Genomic DNA, 21,924 nt, shown 5'->3' with positions numbered 1-21,924 from the left:
TCAGAAATCACCGATAAGGCGACGATATTCCTCTTCCGGCTTGCCATAGGAGCCGCCAGTAAATTCTTCAAGTCCTCTTCTGTCGCGGATCGTAATGCGGCCACGCTCGGCCCTGATGAGCTTCCTTCCCTCAAGAACGTGCAGGGCCGTCGTGATGCTCGGCCTTCTGACACTCAGCATCGCGGCGATGAAGTCATGTGTTAAAGCAATCTCGTCGCCATCCACCCGGTCATGGCACATGAGCAGCCAGCGGGCGAGCCGTTCGTCTACCTGATAGTTTGCGTTGCAAAGGGCCGTATAGGAAATCTGTGTCGCAAAGGTCTGAATGAAACGCGCCAAAAGGTTGGAGAAAACCGGATTTTCCGGCAATGCTGCAAGGAGCGCATGCAGCGGCATCCGTACGCCCTGACCGTCCATTTGCATGAAGACCTCGTGGATGCTGATCGTCCCACCGACGCCGGCCGGCATTGGCAAAAAACCTTCACGCCCCACCATGCCGGCTTCGGCGCGCTGGCCGTCAGGCGAAATGGCAACGACGGAGCTAATTCCACTCGAAAGGAAATAGACATCGTCGATCAGGCAATCGGCTCCGGCAATGTTGAAGCCGCGCTCGAGATCGATCTGCTCCAACTGCTTGCCGATGCTGCGAAATTCATCTGCGGGCAGGCGAGCGAGAAGCCGGTTCGTTGTCATTAAACGTTCTAGGTCGAGCATGGCTCTCGCGAAAGATCGAGCATGGGAATTGGGTCCTCGCCGGCCTGCCCTTAGCTTTGTGGGCGGATCATGATTCTATAGCACCCTGATGTTGGGGATGATTTTGCGTACGCTGGCGGACGTTCGTCGTGCACCAAGTTCCATGGCTGTTTCCGAGCGAGCGTTATCTTGGCGAATGAAGCGATCGGAGGAGGGTAGACCCTTAGGTTGGAAAGGGCGACCCTAGCGAGAATGGTGAAGGATGGCGCTGGACTGAATGACGAGTACGGCTACGATCCCGACACGTTGCTTGCCTTGCGTTTCTCCCACACTCATCGGGATGCATGCGTTCGCCGCGGCCAACGTTCGTTGACAGAAGTCATCGGCAAATATCACGTCTCGCCCGGCGCATTTTTCGCAACCCTCGCCGCTCACGAAGTTTGTCGCATGAGGTAAACTCGTGATGGCTGCAGATGGTAGCCAAAGAGGAACATTCTGATGGCTGTGCAATTTTCCTTTCAGTTCGTAAGAACTAAAATGCAAAGGAGAATGCTATGAGAACGAGACTCATCGTTTCAGCGGTTGCCGCCTTTGGCCTTCTCGCTGGTTCAGCCTTGGCGCAGTCTTCCACGGTCACTGGAGCCGCGGGCGGCGCGGCCACTGGAGCGGTTGTAGGGGGGCCTGTCGGTGCTGCAGTTGGCGGTGTTGCCGGAGCGATTGCCGGTACCGCGATCGATCCGCCGCCACAAAAAGTGATCACCTATGTTCAGGAGCAACCACTGCCTCCAACCGAGACTGTCGTGCAGGACCAGATTGTCGTCGGTCGAACTCTCCCAGAGACCGTTGCCATCACACCGGTTCCGGACAACCCGACATATGGCTACGCTGTCGTGAACCATGAACGCGTCATCGTCCAACCGAAGACGCGTAAGATTGTTCGCATCGTTGAATAATGCCGAGAGGGCCTCCGAAAGAGGCCCTTTTGGCTAAACCAGGCAAGTACATTGTCAAGTCTTGGCCGACACGGACTTGAATGTGACATGGCGCATAGCGCCCTTGTGATAAGCGGCAAACCACATCCAACTTCAGCGTTTGTGAACTCCTCCGCAGTTTGGCGATCATGGCCTCGCGCATTCCGCGGCGCAGTCGGAACATTTTTGTGGCGATATCGTTCGGCGGGGAAAAGGGAACACCCGCCATGATGCCGTTTCGAAGAATCTCGCACTGTCTCAGAATCGTCGCCATGGCCGCCGCTATCTTCTTAAAGGTGGCGGCGGTGAGCCATGCATGTCCTGAAGAGACTAGTGCTGGCTACATGATCGAACGGAGCGGTCCGCGTGAGGTTCAGACAGAAGGCACACCGCGGCCGTGTTGTTGTTCCGTCGCGCATTGTTGTGCGCTAGTTCCTGATTACTTTGCAGGCGGGCTATTCATCAGGGAAGCCGACAATCTCGTGGCCCGAACGATCCAGCCGAGTCCTCTCCTCCTTATCAGGGCGTTGGATCCGCCGCCTCGATCTTCGTTTGGTTAAGAGAAGCGAACCAAATCAGAAGGAGATCGACATGAATATCACCAGGAAGATCGCATTTGCAGCGGTCATCACCATGGCAGCCTTCGCGCTGAAACCTGCCGGCGCAGCGGCGCAGATCGCCTATCCGGAGACGTGTAAATCCGAGGAGATGCAGATGTCGTCGGCGGGCATGCAAATGCCTGGCGACATGACCGACTACCAGAAAGCGGCCATGGACGGAATGAAGAGCATGAATTCCAACATGATGCAGGGAATGATGAAGAAGGATGCGGACGTGTCCTTCCTTTGCGGCATGATCGCTCACCACATGGGTGCGATCAGCATGTCGCAGGTCGAACTCAAGTACGGCCATAATAAACTGGCGCGGCAAAAGGCTCGCAAGATCATTAACGATCAGACGAAGGAAATCAAACAGATGAGCGGCTTGCTCCACAGCGAAGCCAAGTAAGGAGGATGCCAATGCACCACGTTTCAGCCGAAATGAAGAGCTGCATCGAAGACTGCCTCGCGTGCTACGGCGAATGCCTGTCCACTGCGATGGGACACTGTCTCCAGGCTGGAGGAGAGCACACCAGTCCGCCGCATTTCAAGCTCATGATGGCCTGTAGCGAGATATGCCGGACGGCCGCGCATTTCATGCTGATAGGCTCTCAACATCATCGCCACGTCTGTCGTGAATGCGCGGAGATCTGCGCTCAATGCGCGGATGATTGCGAACGGATCGGTGACATGCAGGATTGCGTTAAAGCCTGCCGCCGCTGTGCGGACAGTTGCCATCGCATGGCGTCATAGAGAAGAAGGCCCTCGTACCATCTTCGCATCTGACAAGCGGGTCGACGTTGCATCTTTGCGCCGGCCCGCCGATTGAAGCGTCGCTGTGGTAGATGTGGGTCGGGCTTGCAACACCTCCATCCCATGATGCGGCTTCGTCAATTTCGCTAGAAAACGTCGATGCGATCAAGCTCTCCATTTAGTAGCGGAGTGATTTGAAATGCGAACGGTAGCCGTTACCATTTCCGCAGCAGGATACGACATGACGGCGCAGATTATAGCGGAATGGGCAGCACAACGGTTTCGAGGTTCTCGATCCGTGGACGTATCGTCGGCCTATGTCACTGATATCGTCTACGATCGCCGTGCCTGATTATTGACGTCTGCTACGACATCTCAGATACCGGCATACCATTCGTAGCCACGATCTTCCCAGAACCCGCCGTTACCACCCCACAAATCATCGAACCGGTCACGGATTTCGATGCGCATGACGTATTTGGCGTGTTTGTAACCAAGATGACGCTCGACGCGCAGCCGCAAAGGAGCGCCGTGTTCGACTTCCAGATCCTTCCCGTTAAGAGAATAGGCGAGGATCGACTGCGGATGAAAGGCGTCGATCAGGTCAATACTCTCGTAGTAGCGACCGCTGCCATCGAGGGTTTGTTCCAGTTCATCTGCACAATAAAAGACGGCGTAACGAGCGCCTGGCTTCAAACCCGCAGTCTGCAGGATAAGCCCGAGAGGAACGCCCTGCCATTTCCCGATGGCGCTCCAGCCTTCGACACAGTCGTGGCGGGTGATCTGGGTGCGAGAAGGCAGCTTCTTTAGGTCGGCCAACGAAAATTCCATCGGCCTATTGACCATGCCATCGATCTTGAGCCGCCACTCGGCAAATTGAGTTTCGACCATCTGGATATATTCGAAGCTGTTTGGCTGAATTGATCCATTCGGATGAAAGCTCGGTGAAATATCTGCGTCGGTATATTCTCGAGCAAGCGTCTGCGGCGAAACTATGAGCCGCTGTGTGCCCATGGTCAGCCGCTCAGCCAGAGCGAGCACCTTCTGAACGTGCTGGTTATGGGAAATGTCATCGCATCCCGTCAGGCCCACGGCGCCCAGACTGGCGGCCGAGCCAATGAGAAAACGGCGGCGGGTGAAGATGGAGCTCATCGGTCGGCCTCCTCGTTGATGATAGCGTAGCGGCCGGTCACCATCGAACGCATGTTGTTCCAAAGCCCGGAGAGAATGACCATCGCGATATGCACGACGACGAAGGCCACCAGGCTCCAGGCGGTGATGAAATGAATGGAGCGGGCTGATTGGCGACCACCCAAAATATCGAGCAGGAAGGGGTAACCGGCGTCTATCGCCGGTGACATGGTCAATCCTGAACCGATCATCAGCGGCAGCAGGATGAAGATTACGATGAGATAGGTCAGCTTTTGCAACGCATTATAGTGCTGCGCCTTTTCCCCCTGCGGGAAGCGCAATCGGGCATGATCCTTGATTTCATGCCAGATGTTCCCGGGCTTGATGTCTTGAATCGTCGGCGCCAGATCGCGGCGGAAATGACCGCCGATGAGGCTGTAGGTCATGTAAACGAACCCATTGATGACAAGCAGCCAGGCGAAGAAGAAATGCCAGCGTCGGCCAGCCGCAAGATCCTGGTAGCTCGGTATGGTTGCCCAGGCCGGAAATGCGCGCGGCATCCTTTCGCCGTCGGCCGTGGAGGCCCCGAGTATGCCGGTTGTGGTGATCGAGAGACGGCCGATGCGCACTAATCCGGTGATGTTGTTGCCATCCCGATTGCTGGCGATTTCGAACCATGACGGATCTTCAACCGCTCCGTAGTTTCCCCAATGTAATTGTGGATCGGCATTGAAGATCTGCATGCCACTCATCATCAGTAAGGTCAAACACAGCACATTGATCCAGTGCGTTATCCGCGTAAGAGCCGAATGACGGCGAATGAAGATCTTGGCCGGGGGCGGGGGCGGGGGCGGCGCTGTGCCGATCTGCTCGATGCTTGTCATGGGTAATTCTCCTGACGTGCCGCCAAAAGGCGGTGTCCGAAATCATATGCTGCAACGCTATCGCCGCTCATTGAGCTGCCCGGATGCGATCGGCAACCGGGCAGCCCCGTGGTGGCAGCATCGATGCGTCACATTGGCGGGATGACGCCGTTTATGCCGACCACGACACGGTCGGATTCAACCGTATTGTCTCCATCGGTCGTGCCGTTAATGATGACTCCTGCGCCGGGCTTGATGTCGTCCTTCGTCGCCTTACCGAAGGTGACGACCGGCGTGCCCGGCGGGATCGAGATCTTTTTCTCGCCGCCCTTATAGGTGAGCGACAGGGTGGGGCCGTTGACCGAGGTGACGGCGCTGGCAACCGTCGCATTGGTCATCGAGCTCTTCGGCTTCAGATCCCAGCCGTAATCGCCCTCGCCGGTGCCTTTCATCGCGGCCGGGAAGATCAGTACCTCAAGCGCCCCGTTGATGCCGCTGTCGGTCGGAACGGACGCGATGCCGACGAAATCCCCAGGCTTGATGTCTGTCACGGAGGCGTTGACGATGCCGTTGACGGCCCAGCCGGATTTCAGCTTGATCGTCACGTCCTTGCCTTCGCGCGATTTGACCATCAGCGTATCGCCGCTAAGGCTTTCCACGACGCCGCGAACGCGCGCCTTATCGGCAGCCTGTGCGGATAGTGTGGTCGCGGCACCCAGCGCCAGCACCATACCCATGATTTTGAACTTCGTGAGCGACATTCTGCTCTCCATATCTCACATCTTTTGACATGATGCCCATCCAGCTATCTGGAGCGGGTAGGGCGATCGATTTGGAAATGAGGCAAAGCGGCTATGGCATCCTACCGGCGACAACCGATCGTCCCTCAATTCCGCCCCTTCATTCGGCGCTGGTGCGAATGCGTTACAGCGATCACGCCGTTGTGATCGCAAGAAGGGCGACAAAAAATCCGGTTCGGGATGTAACAAATAGCGCCGATCAACGAATGACTGCACGCGAATGACGAAATCGGTATCGGAACAGGTCCTGAAAGGCTTGATGCTTCTCTCGCTTGACGGCGATGAGGCTGCGTACAGGCGCTTGCTCGTCATGTTGCGAGATCTGCTTCTGGCATTTTATCGAAGGAGGCTTGGATCGAATGCGGACCGTGATGGCGAGGATCTGGTCCAGGAGGTGCTTTTGGCGGTGCATAGCCGGCGCATTACTTATGATCGGGAACGGCCGTTCACCGCGTGGTTTTTCCAAATCGCGAAATACAAGCTGATCGATCACTTCAGGGTAAATGGCAGCAGAAGAGGCGTAGAAATTGCTTTGGAAGACGAGATCGCCGCTGAATTTCGAGAGGAGACACTCTTTGCTCACCTCGACATCGACCGTCTTCTCGACCAATTGCCTGCCAAACAAAGGGAGCTTCTGCGCCAGGTAAAGATTGCTGGCAAAACCACTGCTGAAGCCGCGAGCGAGAGCGGCCAGTCGGAAGCAATGGTTCGCGTCAGCATTCACCGAGGGATGCGCGCGATTGGACGCAAGCTGGGTTTTGCCAATGACGAAAAATGATGAATTGATCGAGGCTCTGGTAAGCGATCTCACTCCGGTTCGCCATCATGCGCTGCGAGTGAGGCTTGCGCTTACAATCATTGTCGGCGTGATCGGCGCGGCCATAGCACTGCTGATATCGCTAAGTTTTCGCCCGCATCTGCACCACGTGACGGTGGCGGCGTTTTGGGTGAAGTTCTTATATACTGCCGTACTACTGAGCGCGACGATCGTGGCCCTTGAACGGGTTGCGCGCCCAGAGGGTTCGATTGGGAGTATGGCTCGGGTTCCGGTCGTGGCATTCGGCATCGTCGCGCTTCTGGCCATCGCTCAACTCGGGCTGTCGCCGGCTTCATCCTATCCGGGTTTGATCATCGGATATTCGGCGTCCTTTTGCCCTTTCCTGATCGTAGCTTTCGGCATTCCCGCTTTCTGCGCCAACATGTGGTTTCTCAGACGTGCAGCCCCCACGCGCCCGGCATTCGCCGGTTTCGTTGCAGGCGCTTGCGCCGGGGGCGTCGGCGGCTGGGTCTACTCCTGGGCCTGCGTCGAAAACGGCATTCCATTCATCGCGATATGGTACACGCTCGGCATCTTGCTGAGCGGGCTGGCCGGAAGCCTGGTCGGCAAATTCAGTCTACGCTGGTAGGTACGTTTTGACCTGCCGAGGTGCTGCAGGCATGCTGCCGATCTGAAGCCTTTCCCAATTTTTTGATGGTGATGGTCATCATGAGGGTGATCGGCGGGAGACGATCGGGCATTTTCGCGGTATGAATGGTAGTCATTGATCCTACCAATCAGACGCTGAGGTCCTTCACATGGCTTTGAACGTGCTTTTCATTGGCGGTACCGGCCAAATCTCATATCCCTGCGTCGAGCGTGCTGTTGGCCAGGGACATCGCGTCAGTGTCTACAACCGCGGCCTGAGAGGGGACCCGTTGCCTGCTGGCGTGACTTCGATCACCGGCGAGCTCGGATCGGCTGCCTATGCTAATCTGGCCAGAGCCAACTATGACGTCATATGCCAGTTTATCGCTTTCACGCCGGATCAGATTGCGCGAGACATCGAGGTGTTTGCAGGCAATTGCGGCCAGTACATTTTCATCTCTTCGGCTTCGGTTTATGAGAAACCGGCACGCCACTATGTCATCACCGAAAAAACGCCGGCCATCAATCCCTACTGGCCCTACAGTCAGGCCAAGATCGCCTGCGAGGAGCTGCTGATGGCGTCAAAGGGGCTGGCCTGGACGATCGTTCGCCCCAGTCACACCGTGCGCACGGGCCTGCCGATCATGATGGGCGACAGCGATATAATGGCGCGGCGCATGCTGGATGGCGAGCCCACGATCGTCGCGGGTGATGGCCACACGCCGTGGACATTGACGCGCTCGGTCGATTTCGCAGTGCCTTTCGTTGGGCTTTTCGGCAAGCAGGCAGCTTTAAGCGAAATCTTCCACATCACCTCCGATCGCGCCCATTTATGGGATGATATTCAGAAGGCGATCGCCAGATTGCTGGGTGTCGAGGCGAAAATCGTCCACGTACCGACGGATACGCTGATCAAGTATAATCCGGATTGGGTAGGCCCTTTGGTCGGCGACAAGGCCTGGACCGCGATCTTCGACAATTCGAAGGTCAAGCGCGTTGCCGGTGACTTCAGCTGCGCCGAGAACCTGGAAGAGATCCTCGCCGAACCGATCATGCATTTGAAGCATCGCTTCTCCAAAAATCGTCCCCCAAAGGGTGAGCTCGACGCTCTGATCGACAGGATTTGCACAGCACAAAGCGCTCTGCGATAGGACAGGCATCTCTCGAGCGACGCTTAGCGTATTGCCGGTTGATTATCAGCTGAAAATGACCCAGCTGCACATTTTACGATCACCTGCTGCGTTCCCAACTTTTTGAAAGAATTGGTCTTTTGCTTCTGTAAGATCGGAGTGAAGTGTCAGACTGGGTCGATTCGAGGCAATATCAACACTGAGCCGAAACTCGGATTGACCGGCGGCTGGCGGCTTTGTAGATCCTGCCTTCAGGGGAAGGGCAGGCTTGGACCCCGGACAGTCAAACCTGGGTAGCGCCGCCGTCCACGCACAGTTCCGCGCCGGTCGTGAAGCTGCTTTCGCTGCTTGCGAGGAAGAGCGCCGCCGCCGCCACTTCATCAGGTCTGCCGAGACGGCCTAGCGGGATCATCCCGGTAAGTGCGGCACGAACTTCGTCTGTAGTCGCCGCCATCATGGCCGTGTCCGTAGGTCCAGGGCTAACGACGTTGACGCGGATCCCTCTGGGGGCAAGTTCGTTTGCCCAGGTGCGGGTGAACGATCGAACCGCCGCCTTGCTCGCGCTGTAGACACCGTATCCTTTCGGACCGATCGCATCGGCTATGGATCCGATCAACACGATCGAACCGTTATCAGGGATGAGTTCCAAGGCGTTCTGTGCGGCAAAGAGGAGAGAGCGAACGTTTAGGTCGAATATGCGATCGTATAGATCTTCCGAGATGCCGCCGAGCTCTGCGTATTCCGACATGCCCGCGTTCAAGACCAAGACGTCAATTCCGCCGCGTTCCTCGCGAACCCGGTCGTATAGCTGCTTCACATCGGAGGCGAGGCCGGCGTCTGCAACGACCGGGACTATCCGGCCTTGGTCAGGGGACACGAATGGCTTACGGCTGGTCGCGTAGACAATTGACCCTTCGGCCGCAAAGCGAGCCGCGACCGCGGCTCCGATACCGCTTCCACCACCAATAACCACTGAAATCTTGTCTTCGAGTCTCATCGTGAACTCCTTGCGATTGAACACGAGGAGTCAGATATAGTTCCTATATCTAGTGCGAAATACGCACCGTGTGTAAATCAGATATAGGAAAGTATATCAGTGCCAAGTTCTATCGATACGAGAACCGCAACCGCGGGGCGAACCCAAAAGTCGACAAAGAAGTTGATCGACGAGGCAATGATCGATGCAAGAAGGGCGAGGCCGGTGCTCGAGCAAGTCGCAAATAAGTGGTCGCTCCTGATCCTAAGCGTACTCTGCACGAAACCGTCCCGTTTCAACGAGATCATGCGTCGTCTCGACGGTATAACGCACAAGGCCCTCGCGGATGCGCTCAAGCGTCTCGAGAGAAACGGACTCGTTCGAAGGCATGTTTTGCCGACAGCCCCGGTGGGCGTCGAGTACTCCATCACGCCAATGGCCGAGTCTCTTCGCGAGCCTTTCGCGGCGCTTTACCAATGGGCGATGGCGAACGGCGCGGCCATGGAACAGTCTCAAGAGGAGTATGACCGCAGGACCTCGACTTCAACCGAGGAAACGTTCTGATGGAAAGCTGGGCGGCCGACGCTCTCGACACGTCTGGCATGTTTGACGCGCATCATCTTCAGCTTGCCAGCAAGCCATCCTGGAAAGATGCAGAAGATGATCGTGGCGAGCGCGTGCGCGATCGTGCTGCTGTTCGGGCGACGCTTGCCCTTGAAGATGAAGTAGATACACGGCGCTTATGTTCCATAATATAGATTATCTGATACTTGCATGTAGCCGGGCAGATTCCATTTTCAAATGCAACGAAGACAATAATGGCCATGATTTGAGGAGGATGGAATGGCCCGCTCTTTTGTGCAGTTGAGTATGGACGAACGTCGCGTCATCGCGCGGATGCATGAGAAGAAGATCAGCCAGGCGGAAATCGCCCGCACCCTTGACCGCGACCGCTCGACGATCAGCCGGGAGCTACGTAACATGTTCCATGACTGCGAGTTTCCGCGATATAGCGGCTACTTCTCTATGCTTACCGATGATATCGCCAAGGAACGCCGCGGGCGCTTGAGGAAACTACGACGCCAACTGTGCTAGGCTCCTTTCAACAGGAAACCTCTCTCTCTATCTCGCATCCGCCGTAGAGCGATCTCAGCTTAGCTCGCTGAGTGCTCGACATTGTCTGGGAAAAGTCGCTCAATGCCCAGAACAGCGCGATCTTTTCGAGCTGGGTCGGATTGACTATTCCACATCGAAACAGGTCGATCAGCGCGACGGCAAAGCCCTCACGGCTGTATTCAGCGTCATCGAACCAGCTCTGCGTCGTAGCTAAGTCGAACACCCGCTTTATGACTTCGAGCTCGCTTTGCGACAAAGCGCCTTTTGCGAGGCGTTTCAACCTTTCCATCATCATCTCCACCGCGAGACTGCTGGCAACCCCACGTATGCCGGCCGAGTTCTCCTAGGTTCTTTCCGCCATTGACTGTGCCCATAGAGCTTGGGGGTGGACCAGCACACTTGGCGGCATCAAGCAGCATGAGATTGCGACAGCGATAGGCACTATCAACGATTGTCTCGCCGGCGTGATCGGGGTCGCCTCGCGATCCCTATTCTTAGCCTTGGATCAGAGCCAGTTCAGCGAACGGCAGATATTGTAGGCAATCGCAAGCCATGCAGCGATGATTGCTCCAAATATTAAGAACGCAACCCTCATATTCCCTTCTTTGAAATCCGCGACGATGCCTGCCGTATCGGTGGAGCTTACTTTTCTCACGGACCATCCCACCCTGGTTAGTATTCGTCTCAGCAGACTGGATCTCTCGAAGTTTCCGTGTGTCAGCCCGACATCAATCGTTGATAAGAGAAAGACCAGAGCTTGCTAACAGTGACCACGTGCGTCGCCGACAAGCCCGTTCAGATACTCGCCGGACAGCCTCGGGAACTCGGTTTCCAAAAGCGAAAGAAGAGCAGCTTGTGCGGCGTTTATAAGGAATACGGCCTGCGATGCGTTCAGCTCACTTGCGACGCCTCCGGCATACTGCATCATTTTTGCAAGCGCCAAAATCTCTCCCTGGCGTTCCTGTTCCTCAAAATCAGTCACTTTTAAAACCCCAACAAATGATTTCGTTGGGGTAGATTGGCATATTTCGATCGACACGGTGCGTTGCAAAAGCGTTGCACACGCAGTGCCTGTATTTTGGAATAAATTATATACGGTAAAATTGTGGGAAAAGTTTGCGCCACAGCGGAGTTGCATTGAATGACCAGTCCGTTATAGGTGCCAGCAACGGTGCCTCGGCAATGGCGCGTATAAGCTCTATGGCATCGTCGCGCTTTTGATCAGTCCATGCTGTTGCGACGAGAGCCCTCACCTGCCCTATGTCCATATCGGCGGTTTCGGCAAGACGTCTCCAGGTCCGATCCTTGAAGAATAGACGTCGTGCCGCCCGGGAGAGCCGCAGAGCCTCTTCCTTGCCGATAATGGCCTGGTCAATCGCAGTCTCTAGTGTCGCATCGACATTGACCAACGGCACCGACAAAGGGGGATAGCCCAATTCCGCTGGGCCATGAAGGAGAGCGACATCCGCATCCTCCTCCCGGAGTCCGGAGGCATAGTCACCGAATATCCTCCCGATGCCGACCATGCCGTAGGCCTGGCACTCCACCGCGCGGAGCGCTCCCATGCTGGCTGCTCCGAGCACGGGAACGCCCTGGGATAGGGCAAAGAGCAGCTCCTTGTGCCAGACCGGCGCGACGAACTCGAACTGGCCGTCGACAAGACCGATAGCGGTCGCGCCATTCTCAAGTGCTCTGACAACGTCGCCCTGGGATGCCGGCGGCCGTATGAGCATTGTGTCATCGGCGAACGTTTCTGCATCGGGGAGGCTCGGACCCACGAAGATCACTTTCATAGGAAACCCTTTGACAACGCGCGGCTGCCGAGACGAATGCGGCGATCCCCGTCTGGATGCTCAAGTTGCGGCGCGAAAACCTTTGCGACCGATGCCGGTAGCCATTCAGGTGCCAGCTCGATAGCATAAAGCTGGTCAACTCCGCATTCCAAAAGCGTCTCGACAAGCTGGTCGAGCGCATCTTGCGCCGACGTGGCCGACATCGTCGCCAGTTCGGCCAGGCTCGTCGTGCATCGCGCCTGAAACGACTGCAGATGGTCGAGATCGGCGCGGCGTGAGAACAGCTCCGGGATAAGATCATCTCTGGCCCCGGCGATGAAGGTCATCCGCGACTGCACGGCCTCGGAAATGGCTCGGGCTGCTGCCACATCGGGGGACAAGGATGCCCCTGCCCCCATGGTCAAGTCGACATATCTGAGCGAGCCGTCATCGCCTTTCGGCCGCAGCAACGCGACGATGGAGGCAACGGCCAGATCGCTCGTCACATCGAAAAGGGCGAGATCGAAGTCGGCCGAGAAAATCTTCTCCAGCATCTCGCGAATACCCTCATCTTCAATGCTATGCGGATCGATCCGGCGCGCATGCCGGCATGCCGGATCGCCAACATTCCAGAGGACGCAAGCATCCCGCTCTATTCGCTCCAGCAACCCGTGCAGGACTGCCTCATGCCAAGTATTCCCCGATGCCAGTCCATCCGATGATACCCAAAATCGCGGGCTGACATGCGTCCGGTCAAGATGAATGGCCTCGAAAGGTACGAATATCGAGGCGTTCTTTGCCAGATCGTGGGCTTGAGACCATCTGATCTGTTCCATGGTCTCTATCGGTTGCGCGCCGATCGCCAGCAGATCTTCCAGGCAATCCGTGGCATGACCGCTTGCGGTAAGCTCATCCAGACTCGCCATGAGCACTGAGCAACAGGGTTGGGTCGCGACCGATCGTTCGATCGCTTCCATCACCGCGGATGTCTTCGCGGAGACGTCGTCAAGGCCTTTTCCCTGAGCGATGACGATCGCCCTGGAATTCGGGGCGTAGGCGCACCAAACGGGAATACCTATGCGATCGAGCTCAGTCTGGCGGCCAACACGAGTTATGCCAAGTCGTCCCAGATAGGGCCAAACCCTCGACAAGGTTTCGCCAGGCGGGAATGCTCTAAAGTTGTTTGACACTGAATGATGAGTGCCTAGCCTTCATAAAGGCCAGATGCGATGTCGCCTACCGACTTCAACGCCACAGCGAAATCGACACCTTTCTCCACCCTGACCCCTTTGGCTCGCCAGGATTCTGCCCTCCCCAGATCACCCGTCAGCCGCCGCGTATATCGAACGATAGTCCCTTTTTCGAGGTCGGCCAGCCAAAGTCCCTTTTCACCCTTAATCCCGATCAGAACTGCCCCTGCCATGATTTCGTCCTTTCAAAAACCGGCCTTCCGCAGGCCCTCCCTGTAATGCTCCGTCTGCCATTTTTCCTTGTTTGGAATCATGGCAAGCCATGCCTCAAGATCGAAATTCGGGTTGTCGCGCAAGGCGCGCTGTCGATACATCTTCGCCTTGGCAAGGTTCCCCAGCATTGCCCAGCTTGCGGCAGCAAGTCTGCTTGCTGGTGCAGGCTCTCTCATCCTGTCCAGATAGGACAATGCTTCGGTATATTCTCCAAGGAAATAGCTGGCTCCAGCCGCGGTCCAGTAATAATAGTCCGGGGCAAGCGGATTGAGATCGAGAGCGGTTACGACCTTCTCCAACGCTGCTCTTGGATTGGCGCCATGGGTGAGGCTGTCGGCGTGGCTACAAATGACATCAGCATAATGCGGGCTTAGGTTCTCGGCATTCGACAAGGCCTCGAGGCTGCCGTCGATATTTCCCCGGTAGAGCCGGGTGACGCCGATTTCCTTGAAGCCTCCGGCAAACTGGTTGTCATCCCGGATTGCATCGGCCGCCATTTTTTCCGCTTGATGCAATAGATCGCCATCGCCGCGCGCCGTCAGAACCCATTCCATCGTCAAGGTTCTGGCAATGCCCGCAAGTGCCGCTGCAAAGCCCCGCTCGTGCTCGAGCGCCTCCTTAAAATGCTTGCGCGCGCGACGGACATTCTGAAGGCTCAGGCGGGACAGACATTGTACGCCCTCAAGATAGGCAAAATAGGCTTCCGGCTTGCAGCTAAAGTCAGAAACGATGTGGTGGAAGGCTCCCACACGCTCGATGATGGAGTGCTGGATCGCAGTGGCGATCGCGTTGCGCTGTTCTGTTATGGCCGCATTGTCCAGCTGGACGCGCGTTGCCCAGACAATTTCGTCGCGCGGCATGAAAATCAGCTGCGCGAAAAGGCTGCCTCCCGTTCTCTTGGTATCGAGCGCGTAGACAACATTATGTTGCTTGAGAAGTGCGGCCTTGTCGTTTGAGGAGCGAATCTGCTCAGCGGTATAGGGCGCGACTACGGATACGCTTCGATCGACACAAAGACTGATCGTCAGGTCTTCGATGACAGCATTGGCGACCGATCCGGCACGCTCCGAATCCTCCAGGGTCTCGGGAGGAAGCAGAGCGATACGTGGCACTGCGTTGTCAGTGATCGCAATCATATCCTGAGCCGACGGGCCGGGATTCGGATCTCTCGTTACGCTAATCAACTGACTGTAGGAGGTGATTTTTTCACCGAGCGCGACCCTGACTTCATCATCGGTCTGGTCCCAGTCCAGCAGAAGCATGGCTGCACGCTTCAATTCGCCGCGATTTTGAGACAAGGAAGGTTGGCTCATCGCCTTGAAGAATTCTGCTCGCAGCTCCCGCGCAAACCGTGCCCGAACATCGCGTACCCAGACAGCCACAGCTCCGGAGCCATTGCCGTAAGCCGGTAGAAACGTCTTGGCGACGGCATCGGCGAACACGCTGAGCTTGGCAACGCCGGACGCATTTTCGATGCTATCCAGATCGCACCGCAGCGCGTTGAAGTTCAAGATAATGTCCGTCGTGACACCGCCGATCAGCGGCTGGGGGGATTTGGACGTCGCAGTCGCCAAACGCAGCAGGGTCGACCTTAAATTGGCGCCGGCGGCCTGAAGATTGCTGGACCAAAGAAAAGCCGCCAAATCTTTCCGCGGCATCGGCTGCCGACGATCGTAGAGATAGGCCAGCATGAGCAGAGCCTGCTTAGGCACGTTCACGCGATCGCCCATCTCATCATAAAGGGCGCAGCTGCCGAGTGTCGTTAAATGAAATGTCATCTTGCCAGGTCAGCGCTCGTTGTCGGGTTCGGATGATTGCACGAAGGCGAGGATCTTCGCCCGCAAACGCTTGTCCTCGATCCTGGACAAGGCCGTGCGTAGAACGGCCTTATGATGCTTCGCAAGTCGAAAATCGGCCAGCGCCTCCTTGGAGGGAAAGGCGTCGTCCGATGCACTTTCGAAGAAAAACATGACCGGTACAGCGAGGAGTTCTGAAATGCGCAGAAGGCGGCCAGCGCTGATTTTTTCGATGCCGCGTTCGCATCTGTCGAGCTGTAGAGGGCTTATGCGAAGCTTCTCGGCCAATACCTCCTGCGCGATTGACAATTCCTCCCGACGCAATCGGATACGTAATCCAACCTCGACATCGATCGCATCGGTTTTTTTGTCCATGAGGGAACCGCCAGAAGAGAAACTGCTTTCATGTTCGCAGGTTTCCCTTGAATTCACAATCTTCCAACAAGACTCTCAAAGTCAATTTTACACAGAGGCACGACGTTTCCGATCATTGTATCAAGACCATAGCGAAATCGTTCTTGGCGGTTGCAGCCGCATCGGCGATATCTTATCGCAGCGCTTCCCGGCTGCCGTACAATGTCAGGCGTTGGCAAAAACATCGGCGCCGAGAATTCTCTTAAGCGATCCGATGGCCGAGGCTGGGGTATAGGAGCCGGTCACACCGCCGAGCGACTGCGAACTCACCGAAATATCCCATTCAAGACCCCTGCCGGAAACCGCTATATGGTGCTGCATCGTTTTCGTATCGGGATCGGCGACAACGATGCTGCGGGTACGGTCGAAACCGATCCCCGCAAAGGCAACGGCGGCATGGACATTGACGTTGCGCGGAAACCGCATGCAGGCTTCGCGGGTCGAGCCATCGAAGAGCGTTCCCCTGGCATCGGCCGGCTGACCGAGGCTCGCGCCGCTTTTCGTCGTGGTTATCACTACTTCTTCGATCTGCTCACGACCATCGCGCAGACCATCGAGACCGAGAACGGCGCCGTGGGGAACGAAGAAGCGTCGTCCGCTCCTGCTGGCTGCCGCATGCATCGCCGCCTCCACGGTGTGATCCGCCAACGCGGAGCAACTGAATCCGCAAAGGTCCGAATGGGCAAGGATGTCCGGCCCCAGCGTACCCAGAAGAGCCGGCGTCGCGCATTCGAGCACAAGGTCCGCCTTCCGGTCGAGCGCATATTCGGCATCATCCGTGACGAGCGTAGCCATGGCGGCGTTCCGCGCGTATTTATCCTTGTCGGATACGAGAATATAAACGACCTCGACCCCATCCAGACTGCTGACATAGTCGAACAGGCTCCTGCCGATCACGCCTGCGCCGATAATTCCTATAGTTCTATATCTCATCATTTCGCCTACATGGATTTCAAGTTTTGGAGATCCCTTCACAGGCCTCGACAAACGCGCGAATGGCCGCAATCCGTGGGCCGGAATTCGCCCACAGCACTCCCATATTGCGAAGCTCGCCATCTTCCATGCGATGTTTTTGCAGACGCAGTCCCTCCGGCCACGGCGGAGCCCAGTCGGGAACGAGCGCGACGCCCAGTCCGCGATCGACCAATGCCGCAATGGCATCCAGCGCGTCCAGTTCCGCCCATTCGCGCACGCTGATGGCATGGCGGCGCAGATAACGATCGACGATCTGGCCTCCCCACTGATTGCGGTCATAACGAATGAAGGGCTGCTGCGTAAGCGCCAGATGAAAATCGTGAATTTCCAGGTCCGCGGGCGCCAGCAAGACCAAAGGTTCGCGCCGGATGGTCGACCAGCCGAATGCTTTCGGAATGGGAAATTGCGGCTCGATGATGAGAGCGGCGTCCAGCTCACCTGACAAAACCGCATGATAGAGGTTCACAGACGAACCCGGCTGCAGGAAATAGTCGATCTGCCGAAATCGCTCGCTGAGGGCCGCGGTAATCTGGGGAATGAGACCCGTCATGGCCGTCGCCGTCGCACCGAGGCGAAGCTGCCCGCTCGGGAGATCGCCCGCAGCTATTGCTCGTAGGTCCCTTGCCATGCGCACAAGCGCCGGTCCATGGCTCTGCACGGCAAGTCCCGCCGCAGTGGGTCGGACCGTGCGCCCCACGCGAGAAACCAATGGCTGCCCGAGCTCCGTCTCCAGCGCCCTTATGCGCTGAGCGACCGCCGCCGGCGTCATATTCAAGCGCCGCGCGGCTTCGGCGACCGATCCGCATTCGGCGACGATGAGGAAGCTTTCGAGGAATTTCGTGTCCATAAGATATATTTTCTATCTTCTGAAGAAACTGGCAAGCATATTTTATTGCTTTAAATCCAGGCTATCCTAGCTTTCCAGTCTTACGCCCTCGCCGATAGAAGGAGTTTCAATGACCATTCAAGCCAAGTTCGAGCGCATGGGCACCGACGCCGCGCCAGGCCAGGAAGTGCGCCAGCAGGTCGAAGGCATCGAAGCGCTGTTGCGGGGTGAACGGATCGCGGGACGTCAGGTCGATTTTTCCCATGGTGACGTCGATGCGTTTACGCCGACGCCAGGCTCTTTCGAAGTCTTCACCGCTGGGGTGGAGGCCGGCGGCAAGCAGGCCTATACCGAATACCGCGGTGATCTCTCGATCCGCGAGCAGCTTGCGCCTAGTCTTGCGAGCTTCACAGCCGCCCCGGTCGACCCCGCCGATGGCATGATTCTGACGCCCGGCACGCAGGGCGCACTGTTCCTCGCCGTCGCCTCCACCGTCGCCCATGGCGACAAGGTCGCGGTGGTGCAGCCGGATTATTTCGCCAACCGCAAGCTGGTGGAATTCTGCGAGGGCCATATGATGCCCATTCAGATGGACTACCTGAATGTCGAGGGGCGTGCGGGTCTCGACCTCGGCCAGCTGGAAGATGCCTTCGCGGCCGGGGCGAAAGTTTTCCTGTTTTCCAATCCGAACAACCCGGCCGGCGTCGTTTATTCGCGCGAAGAAATCAAGACGATCGCATCGCTGGCCAGCCGTTATGGCGCGACCATCATCGTAGACCAGCTTTATTCGCGGCTGCTCTATTCCGGCGTCGATTATGCGCATTTGCGCGCGGAAGCCGTCGACGCGGAAAACGTGATCACCATCATGGGGCCCTCGAAGACAGAGTCGCTGAGCGGTTACCGTTTGGGCGTCGCCTTCGGCTCGAAGGCGATCATCAACCGGATGGAAAAGCTGCAGGCGATCGTATCGTTGCGCGCCGGCGGCTATAGTCAGGCGGTTTTCCGTACTTGGTTCAACGAACCGCAAGGCTGGATGGATCGGCGCGTGCGCGAACATGAGGCCATTCGGGACGATCTCCTCGGGCTATTTCGCGCGGGCAAGGATATCAAGGTTCGCATCACCGAGGCAGGAAGCTATATATTCCCGCAATTGCCTCCCCTTGCCGTCGGCGGCAAGGATTTCGTGCGGATCCTCCGGTTGCAGGCAAGCGTCATCGTGACGCCCGGCACCGAGTTCAGCCCTTTCTGCGACAGCAGTGTGCGCCTGAACTTCTCGCAGGACCACGCTGCCGCAGTAGCCGCGGTGGAGCGGCTCGTTTCGCTTGTCGATCGATATCGCGCATGAAACAGAGCTCCGCAATATAGCATGAAGGCTCCCTGCTCGCGGATATCGAGTGGACAACACCCATCATGAGCTCCGTGCGGAGGTCAAATCCGACCGCGCAGCTTTTAAATCGATTTTAAAAAAGCGAGATACGAAGCTAATCGATTTTAATTTGCGTATTAAAAAATTCTTGTTGCGGCGCGAAGAAAATCACCCCTAATTGCCTCAGCTGTTCTGTCCGTTCTCAGGAAACGCGCAATGACGATTTCATTTCCGCTTACAGACAAACGTACTGTCGATGAGCTGCTGAAGCACCTGAACGCGCATAAGCTGTTCTGTCCAGGAAACTGCGCCATCACCGTCAAACCCCTCGCCGCGCACGTTTCGTCGTGCCTTTCATATGCGCTCAGCACCGCCCGGACCGCGTGGTAGACCTGATCGTTCCTCCATTAAGCCTGTTTCGAGTGTGGAGATCCGAAGCTTGACCTCGGCGCAGGCCGCGTTGTTGGCATCCGCCCGGCATTGCTTGATTCCATAACGATACACTTCCGCAGGAGAAAGACATTGATGACGACATTCGAAGCCTATCTCGATGCCCATAAGGGAACATTGTTGAATGAGGACATGGTCGCCATCCTTCGCAATATTGCCGAGGCTACCCGGCAGATTTCGAACAAGCTCAGAAGCTCGTCATTGTCAGGCCTGACGGGCGCGACCGATGCTGTCAACGTTCAGGGCGAGACGCAGAAACCGCTCGATATACTTTCCAACGAGATCATGCTCGAGGCATGCCGTAAATCGCCGGCGGTCGCATTTGCCGTATCGGAAGAACTCGATGCCGAAGTGCTCATTCATCCCGCTGGCAGATATGCGATGATCTTCGATCCGCTCGATGGATCCTCCAATCTCGATGTCAACGTAACGGTCGGAACGATCTTTTCCATCGTCGAGGCTAGCTCCGCGGCTGAGATCCTGAAAAGCGGCCGCAGTCAGTTGGCTGCGGGGTACGCGGCTTACGGGCCGCAAACCAATCTCGTGCTTGCGATCGGAGATGGCGTACAGATTTTCACGCTCGACCAATACGACGTCTACGTGATGACGACCGCGAACGCCAAGATCGTTCCGGAAACCAAGGAGTTTGCGATCAACGCGGCACGTCGCCCGTCATGGGACGACGTCATTACCGAATATGTCGACAGGTCCATTGGAACTCCTGGGTACAATATGCGCTGGGTCGGTTCGATGGTTGCCGACACGCATCGCATCTTCAACCGCGGCGGAATCTTTCTCTATCCCGCCGATCGAAGTAAGCCTGCCTCCAGCGGCCGCCTGCGTCTGCTTTATGAGGCAAATCCGATCGGCTTTCTGGTCGAAGCCGCGGGCGGTTCCGCCATTGCCGGGAAGACCGCGATCCTCGACATCGAACCAACCTCCTTGCACCAGCGGGTTCCGGTGATTTTTGGCTCGCGCCAGGAGGTCGAAAAGATCAGTCGGGCGTATTGCGTCGAGCGGACCATCGAGACGGTGTAGCAACCGAACAGAATTCCGCTTGAACGGGCAAGCACCCGCTCCCGCTCCAAGCCTTTGTCGCGATGATCGGATCATGAAAAGCGCGCGCGTCGATCGTTGCACCGTCGAGAAGTATCATGAGGATCGAAGCAACGCACGCAGCGGCGGCTTCTGGTAAAAGCGCCTTAAGCATGTCGGCCATCAATGCCGTCATGGTCTTCTTGCATCGAATGGCGAGGGCACAGATATTTGGATAATCGGCTCCGAACGAGATTTTGCGCGAACACGCAAAACGTTTGATCGCGCGCCCATTGCCACATTCTCCGGTTGCTCTATTTATCGCTCAAAGGCCATAGGCCTGAAAGTAGACAGTTCCCGTGAACCGGATGCCTTCGACCTTCATGTTCAATTTCTCAATACTCGACTTTCCCGAAAAAGATCGGTTTCATGCTTGGGTCAGCGACAACAACTGCGATTGCATATTGCGTGACGATGCTCCCCATCGAGTTCGACGCAGAAGCAAGCAGCGCGGCGCTTGGTCCTCTTATCCTGTCCACCACGCGGTGGCTCGATCAGGTCCGACCTTCTGCCTATGAGGTTAATCGAACCGAACGACATATACGGAGCGATCGCCCGAGGTTCATCGATGCAAATCGGACTTCAGGTCCGCATTGGCCGATTTTCAGAAGGCGCTCGCATTGACGTCGGCCGATGATCCAAGCCGCACCAATATGCTGTTGGCAACAGAATCGGTGAAAAGATGAACTTAATCGCAGCTTCGCCACGAACCGCGCCGCAGCACGGCACGTGGGGTCGGCCACCGCGACTGTCCTAGCCCTGCCCCATAGATCTATCGTCGTATCATCAACAGAGGATGTTTTCGCTTTGTGTAAGACAGCTTTCTACGCTTTTGCGTTCGCCACTATTTCTCTCGGCTCCGCCGCCGCCAGCCCATGCTCGCAACACTATCAGAGCACCGGCGTTCCGCTTGTAACCGGGGTGACCTATAAGACCTGGATGGAATTCCCGTCAATCAGCCCCGCCGTCGCCTTTGATAAAGTCTCGCGGGCGGTCCTGGCCGAAGGTTTTGTGGATGTGAATGTCGAGAAGCAGCTCGGCACGCTAACCGCGCAGCAGGAAACGACCGGTTCGGGTCGGCCTCAGACCCTGCGCGTCGTCGTCAGAAAGAGTGGCAAGGGCAGCCGGGTTGATGCGCTTTTCATGGTGCCGCAGGGCCAAGTCGCTCCCAACATGAGCGACAATCTCTGCCGTGTCGTCAATTCTGTAGCCGATTAAGTCTTCCGCGATCCTGCCGAGCATGCGCGTGTTTAATCTCACGTTTCGGCTGCTATTGGAGTTTGATTGCTGTTTGGGCCGGCCGCGACATGCGGCCGCGCTCTTCAATATC

26 protein-coding genes and 1 pseudogene are annotated in these 21,924 nt (G+C 56.8%); 13 read left to right on the top strand and 14 right to left on the bottom strand.

Going from position 1 to position 21,924, the window contains the following annotated elements; all coding sequences use genetic code 11:
• On the bottom strand, positions 1-693 hold the full coding sequence (locus tag FBZ99_RS20535) for a Crp/Fnr family transcriptional regulator (protein WP_233788515.1): 693 nt from the start codon (positions 691-693) through the stop codon (positions 1-3).
• Positions 694-1,247: 554 nt separating this feature from the next.
• Between FBZ99_RS20535 and FBZ99_RS20530 the strand changes: the two genes are divergently transcribed.
• The 3 genes from FBZ99_RS20530 to FBZ99_RS33505 all read left to right on the top strand — a co-directional run bounded on the left by FBZ99_RS20530 (position 1,248) and on the right by FBZ99_RS33505 (position 3,016).
• Positions 1,248-1,646, top strand: coding sequence for a DUF1236 domain-containing protein (locus FBZ99_RS20530; RefSeq protein ID WP_113353122.1), 399 nt, complete (start codon positions 1,248-1,250; stop codon positions 1,644-1,646).
• 609 nt (positions 1,647-2,255) lie between these two features.
• Positions 2,256-2,672 carry a DUF305 domain-containing protein gene (locus FBZ99_RS20525; protein WP_113353123.1) on the top strand — a complete coding sequence of 139 codons (417 nt, stop codon included), beginning with the start codon at positions 2,256-2,258 and terminating at the stop codon, positions 2,670-2,672.
• A gap of 11 nt (positions 2,673-2,683) precedes the next feature.
• Positions 2,684-3,016 (top strand): four-helix bundle copper-binding protein, encoded by a 333-nt coding sequence (locus FBZ99_RS33505; protein ID WP_113396557.1) that lies wholly within the window; start codon positions 2,684-2,686, stop codon positions 3,014-3,016.
• Positions 3,017-3,391: 375 nt separating this feature from the next.
• On the opposite strand, the gene FBZ99_RS20515 is transcribed toward FBZ99_RS33505, so the two are convergent.
• From FBZ99_RS20515 to FBZ99_RS20505, 3 genes are all read right to left on the bottom strand, one after another.
• Positions 3,392-4,168: a molybdopterin-dependent oxidoreductase gene (locus tag FBZ99_RS20515; RefSeq protein ID WP_145634592.1), complete on the bottom strand. Its 777-nt coding sequence runs from the start codon at positions 4,166-4,168 to the stop codon at positions 3,392-3,394.
• On the bottom strand, positions 4,165-5,031 hold the full coding sequence (locus FBZ99_RS20510) for a cytochrome b/b6 domain-containing protein (RefSeq protein WP_145634590.1): 867 nt from the start codon (positions 5,029-5,031) through the stop codon (positions 4,165-4,167). The genes FBZ99_RS20515 and FBZ99_RS20510 overlap by 4 nt, the downstream gene beginning before the upstream one ends.
• A 128-nt stretch (positions 5,032-5,159) precedes the next feature.
• The gene (locus tag FBZ99_RS20505) at positions 5,160-5,771 is read right to left on the bottom strand and encodes a hypothetical protein (RefSeq protein ID WP_113353127.1); all 612 of its coding nucleotides are present in this window, start codon (positions 5,769-5,771) and stop codon (positions 5,160-5,162) included.
• Positions 5,772-6,030: 259 nt separating this feature from the next.
• Between FBZ99_RS20505 and FBZ99_RS20500 the strand changes: the two genes are divergently transcribed.
• From FBZ99_RS20500 to FBZ99_RS20490, 3 genes are all read left to right on the top strand, one after another.
• The gene (locus FBZ99_RS20500) at positions 6,031-6,588 is read left to right on the top strand and encodes a sigma-70 family RNA polymerase sigma factor (RefSeq protein WP_113396622.1); all 558 of its coding nucleotides are present in this window, start codon (positions 6,031-6,033) and stop codon (positions 6,586-6,588) included.
• Positions 6,575-7,216, top strand: a complete 642-nt coding sequence (locus FBZ99_RS20495; RefSeq protein WP_145634588.1) for an NrsF family protein — start codon at positions 6,575-6,577, stop codon at positions 7,214-7,216. Before FBZ99_RS20500 ends, FBZ99_RS20495 begins: the two co-directional genes overlap by 14 nt.
• Before the next feature lie 169 nt (positions 7,217-7,385).
• Positions 7,386-8,366, top strand: a complete 981-nt coding sequence (locus FBZ99_RS20490) for an SDR family oxidoreductase (RefSeq protein WP_145634586.1) — start codon at positions 7,386-7,388, stop codon at positions 8,364-8,366.
• A 262-nt stretch (positions 8,367-8,628) separates the two neighbouring features.
• Here the strand turns inward: FBZ99_RS20490 and FBZ99_RS20485 are convergent, their stop codons facing one another.
• Positions 8,629-9,342 (bottom strand): SDR family NAD(P)-dependent oxidoreductase, encoded by a 714-nt coding sequence (locus tag FBZ99_RS20485; RefSeq protein WP_145634584.1) that lies wholly within the window; start codon positions 9,340-9,342, stop codon positions 8,629-8,631.
• 177 nt (positions 9,343-9,519) lie between these two features.
• Here FBZ99_RS20485 and FBZ99_RS20480 point away from each other — a divergent pair, with 177 nt between their 5' ends.
• The 3 genes and pseudogenes from FBZ99_RS20480 to FBZ99_RS20470 all read left to right on the top strand — a co-directional run.
• Complete coding sequence (locus tag FBZ99_RS20480) at positions 9,520-9,885, top strand: winged helix-turn-helix transcriptional regulator (protein ID WP_145634697.1); 366 nt, start codon at positions 9,520-9,522, stop codon at positions 9,883-9,885.
• Positions 9,885-10,079 (top strand): hypothetical protein, encoded by a 195-nt coding sequence (locus tag FBZ99_RS20475; protein ID WP_145634582.1) that lies wholly within the window; start codon positions 9,885-9,887, stop codon positions 10,077-10,079. Before FBZ99_RS20480 ends, FBZ99_RS20475 begins: the two co-directional genes overlap by 1 nt.
• An 85-nt stretch (positions 10,080-10,164) precedes the next feature.
• Positions 10,165-10,413: pseudogene (locus FBZ99_RS20470) on the top strand (helix-turn-helix domain-containing protein); the annotation flags it as partial.
• A gap of 10 nt (positions 10,414-10,423) precedes the next feature.
• Here FBZ99_RS20470 and FBZ99_RS20465 read toward each other — a convergent pair.
• The 9 genes from FBZ99_RS20465 to FBZ99_RS20425 form a co-directional block, all read right to left on the bottom strand.
• Positions 10,424-10,738, bottom strand: a complete 315-nt coding sequence (locus FBZ99_RS20465) for a hypothetical protein (RefSeq protein WP_145321617.1) — start codon at positions 10,736-10,738, stop codon at positions 10,424-10,426.
• 459 nt (positions 10,739-11,197) lie between these two features.
• On the bottom strand, positions 11,198-11,476 hold the full coding sequence (locus tag FBZ99_RS20460) for a hypothetical protein (protein ID WP_246661153.1): 279 nt from the start codon (positions 11,474-11,476) through the stop codon (positions 11,198-11,200).
• 49 nt (positions 11,477-11,525) lie between these two features.
• Positions 11,526-12,230, bottom strand: a complete 705-nt coding sequence (locus FBZ99_RS20455) for a TfuA-like protein (RefSeq protein ID WP_145634579.1) — start codon at positions 12,228-12,230, stop codon at positions 11,526-11,528.
• Positions 12,227-13,360: a YcaO-like family protein gene (locus FBZ99_RS20450; protein ID WP_246661152.1), complete on the bottom strand. Its 1,134-nt coding sequence runs from the start codon at positions 13,358-13,360 to the stop codon at positions 12,227-12,229. Before FBZ99_RS20450 ends, FBZ99_RS20455 begins: the two co-directional genes overlap by 4 nt.
• Positions 13,361-13,413: 53 nt before the next feature.
• Positions 13,414-13,632: a hypothetical protein gene (locus FBZ99_RS20445; protein WP_145634574.1), complete on the bottom strand. Its 219-nt coding sequence runs from the start codon at positions 13,630-13,632 to the stop codon at positions 13,414-13,416.
• A gap of 12 nt (positions 13,633-13,644) precedes the next feature.
• Positions 13,645-15,450 carry a hypothetical protein gene (locus tag FBZ99_RS20440; protein ID WP_145634572.1) on the bottom strand — a complete coding sequence of 602 codons (1,806 nt, stop codon included), beginning with the start codon at positions 15,448-15,450 and terminating at the stop codon, positions 13,645-13,647.
• Positions 15,451-15,459: 9 nt separating this feature from the next.
• Complete coding sequence (locus FBZ99_RS20435) at positions 15,460-15,843, bottom strand: helix-turn-helix domain-containing protein (protein ID WP_145634570.1); 384 nt, start codon at positions 15,841-15,843, stop codon at positions 15,460-15,462.
• A gap of 204 nt (positions 15,844-16,047) precedes the next feature.
• Entirely contained in the window at positions 16,048-16,815 is a 768-nt protein-coding gene (locus FBZ99_RS20430) for an aspartate dehydrogenase domain-containing protein (RefSeq protein ID WP_233788512.1), read from the bottom strand.
• 19 nt (positions 16,816-16,834) lie between these two features.
• Positions 16,835-17,704 carry a LysR family transcriptional regulator gene (locus FBZ99_RS20425; RefSeq protein WP_113353143.1) on the bottom strand — a complete coding sequence of 290 codons (870 nt, stop codon included), beginning with the start codon at positions 17,702-17,704 and terminating at the stop codon, positions 16,835-16,837.
• A 109-nt stretch (positions 17,705-17,813) separates the two neighbouring features.
• On the opposite strand from FBZ99_RS20425, the gene FBZ99_RS20420 reads away from it, so the two are divergent.
• From FBZ99_RS20420 to FBZ99_RS20410, 4 genes are all read left to right on the top strand, one after another.
• Positions 17,814-19,028, top strand: a complete 1,215-nt coding sequence (locus FBZ99_RS20420) for a pyridoxal phosphate-dependent aminotransferase (protein WP_145634566.1) — start codon at positions 17,814-17,816, stop codon at positions 19,026-19,028.
• Positions 19,029-19,265: 237 nt separating this feature from the next.
• Entirely contained in the window at positions 19,266-19,439 is a 174-nt protein-coding gene (locus tag FBZ99_RS33180) for a hypothetical protein (protein WP_173004553.1), read from the top strand.
• Between the two features lie 135 nt (positions 19,440-19,574).
• Positions 19,575-20,537 (top strand): class 1 fructose-bisphosphatase, encoded by a 963-nt coding sequence (locus tag FBZ99_RS20415; protein ID WP_113353145.1) that lies wholly within the window; start codon positions 19,575-19,577, stop codon positions 20,535-20,537.
• A gap of 864 nt (positions 20,538-21,401) precedes the next feature.
• The gene (locus FBZ99_RS20410) at positions 21,402-21,812 is read left to right on the top strand and encodes a hypothetical protein (RefSeq protein WP_246661151.1); all 411 of its coding nucleotides are present in this window, start codon (positions 21,402-21,404) and stop codon (positions 21,810-21,812) included.
• Positions 21,813-21,924 lie beyond the last annotated feature (112 nt).

It is taken from the genome of Rhizobium sp. ERR 1071, assembly GCF_007828675.1.
Classification (GTDB): domain Bacteria; phylum Pseudomonadota; class Alphaproteobacteria; order Rhizobiales; family Rhizobiaceae; genus Rhizobium; species Rhizobium dioscoreae.
Note: the sequence above shows the minus strand (reverse complement) of the source record. Positions and strands in the feature narration are given on the sequence as shown.